Below are 8,417 nucleotides of genomic sequence, written 5' to 3' on the forward strand. Positions count from 1 at the left end.
CGCGACGAGCCGGGCCAAGATGAACAACGAGATGGGACGACCTCAGGCTTGAGCGCCGAGCGCGGCGAGGGCGCGTACGCACGTAGCAGGTCCCGGCGCTGCATTGAGGAGTGCCACTGCTTGAGGCGGCGATGCAGCGCAGCCGGTCATACACGCCCCGCCAGTTGCCCTACTGGTGGGCAGGCTACCCGCAGCCGGCCACTCTGGAGCCTCCAGACGATTGTGTCGATCGCCTAATGGTGATCACGTCAGTTGCCCCTGCTTCGACATCCGATCCAGAAGCAACGGCTCTCTTCGTACACACTGCGCAGCGTCAGCGGCGTGCCGGACAAAGCCAACTCCGTGCGCTTCCACGGTTCTACGCCCAGTCCACGGAACCCCCGTGATGAGCCGAGGGCACGCCTTCATCGCCGACCGCATGCAGCCGTGAGCCCACCAGAGCTGCTTCCACAACCAGCCGGAACAGGCACGTCGCATCCAGCCGGTGCGCGGTCCGCCAGCGATTCGCCCCATCCCCCAGAGTGGCCGAAACGCCCTTGGCACCATCAATGCCGATCAGGCCGAGGGCGAAGCCGTAGGTCGGTCACGCCCGGACGGCGTAGTCCGAGAAGTCGTCGAGGAACACGATGCGGGTGACACCGTCGCTCGAGCGAAGGGTCGTTTACGAGAGCCGCCCTTGCCGGTTCCGTTGTGGACTGTCTGTGATTGTGGGTCAGCGGGTCGGCGGGTTACCCGTCCAGGGCTTCCGCTATGCGGTCGAGATCATCGAGAAGGGCGGCCAGGCGCTGCTGCGGAACCGTGCCGATCATGCTCTTTTCGATGGCGTACACGGCGGACTGGCCAGCTTCCAGGCGTTTGCGGCCTTGTGCGGTGAGGTGGGCAGGGCGGGCGCGGCCGTGGTCGGCGGTGGCGGGCCGGGTGATCAGGCGTCCAGCAGGCCACTCTGGACGACGTTCATGGATTGCCCGTTGACGGCGGCGATGATGAGGGCGGTGCGGATGACACGCGGTGGAAAGGAATACCAGCGGGGGGCCGCAGCACGATTGCAGGTTTCCAAATGGGAAATTGCGCCGCTTGGCGTGAGCCGCCGCCCCAATGGAGACCGGGGGCGCTCGCTAGGATGCCCCGAGAATGCAAACATCCCCATATATGAGCTATCAACCTTCGATTCACTGATGCCCGGTAAGGTGAATCGGAGCGGGGTCCGGTCCGCTCACGGAGTGGGCGTTCATGGTCGGTCCCATGCGGTCATGGTGCTCTTGGCACCTGGTCGCCAGACGGGACGCGAAGCCCGCGACCGTTCGGACCGGGTGTTCCCACAGCAGTGAGCGATCCGAGCATCCGGATGGAGAGGACCCTGCGTGAGCGTGCAACGGGTGGGCGTCGTCGTCCACGGGGGGCGTCCCGGCGCCGTGGCGGCCGCCGCCGTGGTCCGACGGTGGTGCGAACGCCAGGATGTCGGCTGCGTCGCCATCGACGTGTGGAGTCAGAACGAACAACGGCGAGATGCGCGGGAGGAGGTCGACGCAGCCGGCAGCCCCGACCTGATCGTCACGCTCGGAGGAGACGGCACCTTCCTCCGCGGGGCACGCCTGGCCGCACAGAACGACGCGCTTGTCCTGGGTGTCGACCTGGGCACCCTCGGCTTCCTCACCGAGGTCCCGGCCGACGATGTCGAGTGCGCACTGGACGCCATCCAACGCGGCCAAGTGAACGTCGAGACCCGCCTGATGCTGACCATGCGGGCGTCCTGTCCGCTGCAACTCCCCGAGGGTATGGAGGCTCTCCTGCACTACGGACGGGGTCCCGCACTACCGCCTCCGCCGGTGCGCCCCGAGTGTGCCGTCGCCCTCGACTGGGGAGTGGCCCTGAACGTGACAGCCCTCAACGACATCGTCCTGGAGAAACTGGCACGCGACCGGCAGGTCTCCCTCGGTGTGTACCTCGCGGGCCGACTGCTTGCCTCATATTCCGCCGACGCCGTCCTCGTCGCCACCCCCACCGGATCCACCGCCTACAGTTTCGCCGCCGGCGGCCCCGTCATCTCCCCCAGAGCCGACGCCATCATCTTCACCCCTGTCGCTCCGCATATGACGTTCAACCGCTCGGTGGTCGCCGCACCCGACGAAGCCATCGCCCTACGCGTCCTGGGACATTCCGGCCGCGTGGCGGTGAGCGTCGACGGGCAGTTGCGCGGCGTCCTGGATCCAGGGGACTGGATCGGTGTCTACGCGGCTCCGCGGCGCCTGCGCGTCGTGCGGCTCGGGCCAACCGACTTCTACGGCAGGCTGCGTGAGCGCATGCGCCTGACCGATGCCCCCGCGACAGCCGACGTCGACATCACCCCCATGTGGCCCCACACCAGCCCACCCCCCGATGACCTCGCGCACCTGCGCCTTCCGCCCATGCCCGCGGATGTCGACTGACCTCGCTCGCCCGGCCCCGACGCCGCGCCGCGGCGAAAGTGCACCACGCCCCCTGAGAGAGCCCCACACTGGACCGAGGTTGGACAGCCCACCGCCCATCCCCTCGTGAGCAAGGCATGAGCAGACACGGGCTACTGAGGCTTGATGCTGGGGTTGACGGCTCGTCTGGTGGTGAGCACGGCGCGTCCGGGCGCAGCCACGGTGACATGTCGACGGCCAGGACCAGCCGGCCGTCCGGAGAGCGCGGCAGTGGCAGCCCGGCCAGCAGCACACGCAGCCGGTCGACGTCGATGCGGCCCCGGTTGAGATCGCCGTACGGCCCGCCGTGCCCCCGTCGGTGTTCGGGCAGCAGCGTCAGGTCGACCGGTGACGTCACCGGACCGTCCGCGCACATCACCGCGTCGGTCGCGACTACGAACGCGATCCCGCCACCAGCGAAGCCGTGATCCGCTGAGCCGCCATCGGCCTCACGACCCGGTGCCGCCCCGGGTGAGGAGTTCCATGAGATGTCCGTCGGGGTCGCGGAAGTAGGTGCCCCTGCGGCCTTTGGTGTGCTGGCTGTGATAGATCTGCCCAATTTCTTGGCATGCGGGATCGCCGTAGTGGGTGATTCCGCCGTGCTGGATGCGGGCGAGGGCGGCGTCGAACTCCTGGTCGCCGAGCATGAACGCGTAGTGGTGTGGCTCGAAGTCGTCCAGCTGGTCGTAGTCCAGGCTGACCTGGTTGGCCAGCGTGACCGGCGTGAAGTGCGCCACCGGCGGATCGACACTCAGGCCGAGGATCTCGGCCAGGAACTGCGCCGAGGCTTGCGGGTCACGGGCGGGGACGATGGTGTGATTCAGTTCCACGGTCATAGTGACTCCTCTTCAGGGACGGGGCTACGCGTGGTGGCGGTCTAGGCGCCTCGGCATGGTGCGTGGATGCGTGACTGCCCGGGGGAAGGCAGGGCTTTTCCGGCTGCCCTCCCCTGGCTACAGCTGCTGTGTCATACGTCGATCTGCTCGAAGATGTGCGGGTACGACACGATGTCGTCGGGGGACTCGGCCACCATGCGCTGGAACTCCGGGCTGCCGAACGCCGTGGCGAGTGCCTCGGTCGACTCCCAGACCGCGACGTTCATCAGAAGTTGACTGTCCGCCGTTCCCTTGTGCATCTGCAGGGAGACGAATCCCGGCTGGGCCTTCATGAACTCGGCCTGCCTCCGAAAGAGGGCCAGGAACGCTTCGGTCCTCTCCTTCGGGACGACGAAGGTGTTGGCCAGGACGATGGGCCCGGTCTTCTCCTTGAACTGCGCGAACATCGGCGTGTGCGGGTCGAGACTCTGCAGCTTGGCCATTTTCGGTACTTCCTCTCGCTATCGGTCAGTGGGTGTCGCTGGGGCCCGCGTCCTGGGGATGCCAGCGGAGTTCGAGGGTGTTGGTGTGCGGGTCGTGGATGTAGATGTAGATGGAGGTGGCGGTCCCGCGTGTGGTCTGCCGCCCGGTGGGCCTCGACAAGGCACCGTCGACGTATGGTCGTTGGGCCGTACTCAGCGCCGGAGGCACCCTGCTGGAGTGCGCGGAGGCGGAGGCTTTCTGACGCTTGCCGAGGAACTGCGCTTCGGGGGCACGGCCGAGCGGTTGCGGGTGACGACGGGGCGGGTGAGCCTGCGGGGTCAGGTGAGGGCGGCGGCCAGCAGGGCGAAGGCGGCGATGATGACGGCGACGCGGACGTAGTGGAAGCGTTCCCAGCGGTTCATCTGCTGCTTCCAGTCGGCGGGCCGGTTGTCAGGGGTCCACGTCTTGTTCCGGTTGTTGATCGGGACGAGCAGCAGGAGCGACATGATCACGCTGAGGATCAGCAGCGCGCCGGCGGTGACGACGAGGGCGGTGCCGTGGTGGTGCCATCCGGCGATGGCCCAGACCGCGACGAGGACGAGCGAGCCGATGTACCAGACCGGCATCACGGCGCCGAGCATCCGGCCCCCGTGGGCATGGCCGAGTTGGCCACTGTCCTCGGGGAGTGCGTTGAAGATCCGGTTCATGACGAAGGCGACGGAGAACTCCACCCCCACCATCACGCCGACGACCACGGTGGTGACGACCTCGAGTGCGCTGAGCATGATGCCCCCTGACATCTAGTGTTGCTAGGTGATGAAGCAACGCTAGTACTGCTGCCGCTTGATTGTCTAGCGATGCTAGGATCGAATCATGTCGGTACAGGAACGCAAGCAGCGCGAACGGGCGGAGCGCGAACGCCTCATCGTGGCGACAGCCCGCGAACTCGCCGAGCAGCAGGGCTGGGACGCGGTCACCACCCGCCGGCTCGCCGAGCGCATCGAATACAGCCAACCCGTCCTCTACAGCCACTTCCGCGGCAAACGCGAGATCATCGGCGCCGTCGCCCTGGAGGGCGCCGCCGAGATGGCCGTGGCGGTGCGCGCCGCGGCCTCCAGCGCGAACAGCCCGCGCGAGCGGGTCGCCGCCCTCGCCCGTGCCTACCTCGACTTCGCCGCACGCAACCCGGCGGTCTACGACGCCCTGTTCCAGCTCGACGGCGGCCTGGCGTTCGCGAACGAGGACACCCCCGAGCCACTGAAGGACGCCTTCGCCGCCCTGCTGGAAAGCCTGGGCGAGGTCGCCGGGGACGGCGTCCACCCGGGACTGTTCACCGAGACGTTCTGGGCGTCCCTGCACGGATTGGCCACCCTGACCCGGGCGGGACGGCTGCCGCCGGAGTACATCGAGCCGAGGGTGAAGCTGCTGGTGGACCGGCTCGCCATCGTCTGACACACCGTCCCGGCGGGCACGCAGCCGGGGCCCTCGGGCCCCGCCGCTGCCTGCCTGCGGCATCGCTTCCGGTCACTCGCGCCCACACGGCGCAACCGCAGACCGCCGGGCCCCGTACCCCAGACGGGCACCCGCCCCGAAAGCTGCGATGCTCATTGATCACGACCCGATACGCGACCCAACGCCGCCCTTCAGTTTCGGGCACGCAGTTGCAGATGGTGTTGCGGGAGACGCCGAGGAGCTTCGTGGTCGAGGCTCTGTGCTGTGGTCTCACGATTCAGGAGCAGTCGTCGGCCTCGGGTCCTTCGCCGGGGATCTGGAGCACTGTCTCGCTGGTTCTCAGCCCCCGCCGATGAAGTCCCTGACCAGCTTCACGAACTCCTCCTGTCGCTCGATCACCATGACATGCCCGGCGTCCACCTCGGCGTAGCTGCTGGCGGGAACGGCCGCGTGCACCGCCCGGGCGTGCTCCACCGGCACGGTGACGTCCTGGATGCCGCCGATGACCAGCGTCCGGGCCTGGATCTGCGTGGCCAGCTCGCGGATGTCCACCCGCAGGTCCAGGTCCAGGTGGCGCAGGATGCCCTTGGTCAGGCTCATGTTGGTGGCCAGCTGGTCGACGCCCGCGGTGCCGAAACCGTCCAGGAAGGGCCGACTGAAGCCGGTGACCGCGGCGAACCGGCCGAAGGCCTCGGCGTCGCCGAAGTCCCCGATCCGGCGCCAGACGGTGAACAGGTTGCGCATGTACTCGTCGCGGTGCAGCCACGGCGCGACCAGGACCAGGCTGCGCACCAGCTCGGGGCGGGTCGCCGCGACTGCGGCGGCGACCACCGAGCCGAGCGAGAAGCCGACCAGGTCGACCGGCTCGCCGCCAGCGTGCTCGATCACCGCGGCGATCTGCTCGGCGAGCTGTTCGACGCTCAGCTCGCCGCCGTCGTCCTCGGCACTGTCGCTGCCGGAGTAGTTCGGCAGTAGCACCGAGTGGCGGTCGGTGAACTGATCGACCAGGTGGCCCCAGTTGATCTCGGCGCCCGGGCCGGTGCCGTGCACCAGCAGCAGGCTGGGGCCCTCACCGGCCACGCGGTAGGGGATACGAGCGGTGGGGGTGGTAGCGATGGGCACAGTCACTCCTCGGTTGCTTTGCTGACACCACGACAGTTCCACGGCTCGGGCAGAGCGAGGAGAGGATGGTTCTGCCTGGGACCGGCAGTCCCTGGATGAGCGGCGGACGATGGCTGGATGATGGTGATCATGAACATGGACCGCCGAGAACTCGCCGACTTCCTGCGCCGCTCCCGCGAGCGGCTCCGCCCGCATGACGTCGGCCTGCCCGCCGGACCTCGCCGACGCACACCCGGGCTGCGGCGCGAAGAGGTCGTACAGCTCGCCGGGATGTCCGCCGACTACTACATCCGCCTGGAGCAGGCACGCGGCCCGCAACCGTCCACCCAGATGCTCGCCTCGCTCGCCCGCGCGCTGCGGCTGACCGACGACGCGCGCGACCACCTCTACCTGCTGGCCGGCCACCGCCCACCCGCCGACCGCCACGCCGGCGACCACATCCGGCCCGGACTGCTCCACCTCCTCGACCAGCTCAAGGACACCCCGGCTCAGATCCTCAGCGACCTCGGCGACCTGCTCGCGCAGAACGCCATGGCCACCGCCCTGTTCGGCAGCATCTGCTCCCTCCGCGAGGACGAGCGCAACGTGGTGTGGCGCTGGTTCACCGACTTGACGGTCCGGCAGGCGTACCCCACCGAGGAGCACGACCACTGGAGCCGGGTCCACGTCGCCGACCTACGGGCCGCCGTCGCCCGGCGGGGCGGTGGTGCGGCCCCGGTCGCCCTGGTCGAGCGGATCCGCTCCGCCAGCGAGGAGTTCACCTGCCTGTGGGAACTCCATGAGGTCGCCGTCCGACGCACCAGCCGGATGCGCGTGATCCACCCGACCGTCGGACCCATCGACCTGGACTGCGAGGCCTTGCTGACCCCGACGGAGGATCAGCGCCTTCTCATCTTCACCGCACCGCCGGGTACTCCAGACAGCAGCCATCTGGAACTTCTCCGCGTCGTCGGCACCGAGCAGTTCGCGCCCCAGGGGTAGTCGCATCATCGGCCGCAAAAACAACGGATAGGGCTGACCTGGGGCGATGCGCCGGTCACTCCACGGGCTGGGTTGGGCGGGGCAGTTCGGGAGTGCTCGTCGCCTCGGCGAGTACGACGCGGCCGCCCTTCAGCTCCGGGACGTACTTGAAAACGGTGTTGCGGGACACGCCGAGCCGCTTGGCGATCAAGGTGACGGTGTTCTGCGGGTGGGTGAGCAGATCGCGGACGTGGCGGACCTGCTCGTCAGCCATGGCCGGCGGTCGGCCGAGGCGGGCGCCCCGGGCACGGGCGGAGTCCAGGCCCTCGTTGGTGCCTTGGACGATGAGCTCGCGGATGAACTCGGCGAGACCGAGCGGGAGAACATCCGGGAGTCGACCCTCGAAGGACTCGACGCGGCGGCCCGCAAGGGCAAGCACGGCGGCCGGCCACCCGTCATCACCGACGACATGCTGCACACCGTGCTCCGGCGCCGGGCGAACGGCGAGTCGGTCGAGCAGATCCAGCCCGACCTGATCATCCCCACCGGCAAGCGCAAGGGCCTGGCCCCCAGCGTCGCGAGCATCTACCGCGCGCTCGCCAAGCACGAGAAGCAGGAGGCGTACCCCGAAGCCGTCGCGGCGGCCCGCGCCGACTTCGCCGACCTCCAGGACGTCGACGACATCCCCCGCCCCCGCCGAGTTCGCATTCCGGCGACCGGACGAACCGCTCACACCGGAGGAAGCCTCCGGCAGCGCCTCCAGGATCAGGTCCTCCAGCCCACAGAGACTGAGTAGCCAGCAAGATCAATCGCTTAGCGCCAACCGCTGTTCCGTTGTTCCCCGGGGCCGTGGACGCCACCAGCCGCCCGATCAACCTGAAGCCCGCCGGCTGGTTCATCAGCAACGAGCGGACCGTCGAGGGGTACAGCGGCCGCCTTGCCGTCTGTGTCCTCGGCCCGATGACGGAGAGACAGTGGACCGACCTGTTCGAGGCCCTCGCCCACCACGGCGGAGACCGCTGGAAGGCCCCAGGCCCGGAGGTCGTCCCCGCCTTCGTCTCCGAGCGAGGAGCCGCGGCGGTTGACCCTGACGCAGGGTCAACCTCTCAGCATGGTCGGCATGACGACGAGAACCAGTGTC

The 8,417-nt window shown here is 68.6% G+C and carries 12 protein-coding genes and 1 pseudogene; 6 read left to right on the top strand and 7 right to left on the bottom strand.

What is annotated here, in order from left to right:
• Positions 1-701: 701 nt before the first annotated feature.
• Both IEZ17_RS44325 and IEZ17_RS40830 read left to right on the top strand, forming a co-directional pair.
• Positions 702-1,328, top strand: a complete 627-nt coding sequence (locus IEZ17_RS44325) for a hypothetical protein (protein ID WP_189308699.1) — start codon at positions 702-704, stop codon at positions 1,326-1,328.
• A 33-nt stretch (positions 1,329-1,361) separates the two neighbouring features.
• Positions 1,362-2,426 carry an NAD(+)/NADH kinase gene (locus IEZ17_RS40830; RefSeq protein ID WP_189308700.1) on the top strand — a complete coding sequence of 355 codons (1,065 nt, stop codon included), beginning with the start codon at positions 1,362-1,364 and terminating at the stop codon, positions 2,424-2,426.
• Between the two features lie 172 nt (positions 2,427-2,598).
• On the opposite strand, the pseudogene IEZ17_RS40835 reads toward IEZ17_RS40830, so the two are convergent.
• From IEZ17_RS40835 to IEZ17_RS40850, 5 genes and pseudogenes are all read right to left on the bottom strand, one after another.
• Positions 2,599-2,829, bottom strand: a pseudogene (locus IEZ17_RS40835) (transposase); the annotation flags it as partial.
• 64 nt (positions 2,830-2,893) lie between these two features.
• Entirely contained in the window at positions 2,894-3,280 is a 387-nt protein-coding gene (locus IEZ17_RS40840; protein ID WP_189308701.1) for a VOC family protein, read from the bottom strand.
• Positions 3,281-3,411: 131 nt separating this feature from the next.
• On the bottom strand, positions 3,412-3,762 hold the full coding sequence (locus IEZ17_RS40845) for an antibiotic biosynthesis monooxygenase family protein (protein ID WP_189308702.1): 351 nt from the start codon (positions 3,760-3,762) through the stop codon (positions 3,412-3,414).
• A gap of 25 nt (positions 3,763-3,787) precedes the next feature.
• On the bottom strand, positions 3,788-3,922 hold the full coding sequence (locus IEZ17_RS44065; RefSeq protein ID WP_268249901.1) for a hypothetical protein: 135 nt from the start codon (positions 3,920-3,922) through the stop codon (positions 3,788-3,790).
• A gap of 158 nt (positions 3,923-4,080) precedes the next feature.
• Positions 4,081-4,527: an anthrone oxygenase family protein gene (locus tag IEZ17_RS40850; RefSeq protein ID WP_189308703.1), complete on the bottom strand. Its 447-nt coding sequence runs from the start codon at positions 4,525-4,527 to the stop codon at positions 4,081-4,083.
• 88 nt (positions 4,528-4,615) lie between these two features.
• On the opposite strand from IEZ17_RS40850, the gene IEZ17_RS40855 reads away from it, so the two are divergent.
• Complete coding sequence (locus IEZ17_RS40855; protein ID WP_189308704.1) at positions 4,616-5,194, top strand: TetR/AcrR family transcriptional regulator; 579 nt, start codon at positions 4,616-4,618, stop codon at positions 5,192-5,194.
• 339 nt (positions 5,195-5,533) lie between these two features.
• Here the strand turns inward: IEZ17_RS40855 and IEZ17_RS40860 are convergent, their stop codons facing one another.
• Entirely contained in the window at positions 5,534-6,316 is a 783-nt protein-coding gene (locus IEZ17_RS40860; RefSeq protein WP_229853115.1) for an alpha/beta fold hydrolase, read from the bottom strand.
• 120 nt (positions 6,317-6,436) lie between these two features.
• Here IEZ17_RS40860 and IEZ17_RS40865 point away from each other — a divergent pair, with 120 nt between their 5' ends.
• On the top strand, positions 6,437-7,297 hold the full coding sequence (locus tag IEZ17_RS40865) for a helix-turn-helix transcriptional regulator (protein ID WP_229853118.1): 861 nt from the start codon (positions 6,437-6,439) through the stop codon (positions 7,295-7,297).
• A gap of 55 nt (positions 7,298-7,352) precedes the next feature.
• Here the strand turns inward: IEZ17_RS40865 and IEZ17_RS45645 are convergent, their stop codons facing one another.
• Entirely contained in the window at positions 7,353-7,715 is a 363-nt protein-coding gene (locus IEZ17_RS45645; protein WP_268249902.1) for a helix-turn-helix domain-containing protein, read from the bottom strand.
• Here IEZ17_RS45645 and IEZ17_RS40875 point away from each other — a divergent pair.
• Positions 7,614-8,072, top strand: a complete 459-nt coding sequence (locus IEZ17_RS40875; protein ID WP_229853117.1) for a serine integrase family protein — start codon at positions 7,614-7,616, stop codon at positions 8,070-8,072. The genes IEZ17_RS45645 and IEZ17_RS40875 overlap by 102 nt on opposite strands.
• A gap of 53 nt (positions 8,073-8,125) precedes the next feature.
• On the top strand, positions 8,126-8,417 hold a 292-nt coding region (locus IEZ17_RS40880; protein ID WP_189308707.1), incomplete at its 3' end, for a hypothetical protein.

Source organism: Streptomyces albospinus (assembly GCF_014648695.1).
GTDB lineage: Bacteria > Actinomycetota > Actinomycetes > Streptomycetales > Streptomycetaceae > Streptomyces > Streptomyces albospinus.

Bases quoted from the DNA above. Each gene is read 5' to 3' on its own strand.
- IEZ17_RS40840 (WP_189308701.1), bottom strand. From the start codon at position 3,280: ATGACCGTGGAACTGAATCACACCATCGTCCCCGCCCGTGACCCGCAA.
- IEZ17_RS40845 (WP_189308702.1), bottom strand. From the start codon at position 3,762: ATGGCCAAGCTGCAGAGTCTCGACCCGCACACGCCGATGTTCGCGCAG.
- IEZ17_RS40850 (WP_189308703.1), bottom strand. From the start codon at position 4,527: ATGCTCAGCGCACTCGAGGTCGTCACCACCGTGGTCGTCGGCGTGATG.
- IEZ17_RS40855 (WP_189308704.1), top strand. From the start codon at position 4,616: ATGTCGGTACAGGAACGCAAGCAGCGCGAACGGGCGGAGCGCGAACGC.
- IEZ17_RS40865 (WP_229853118.1), top strand. From the start codon at position 6,437: ATGGTGATCATGAACATGGACCGCCGAGAACTCGCCGACTTCCTGCGC.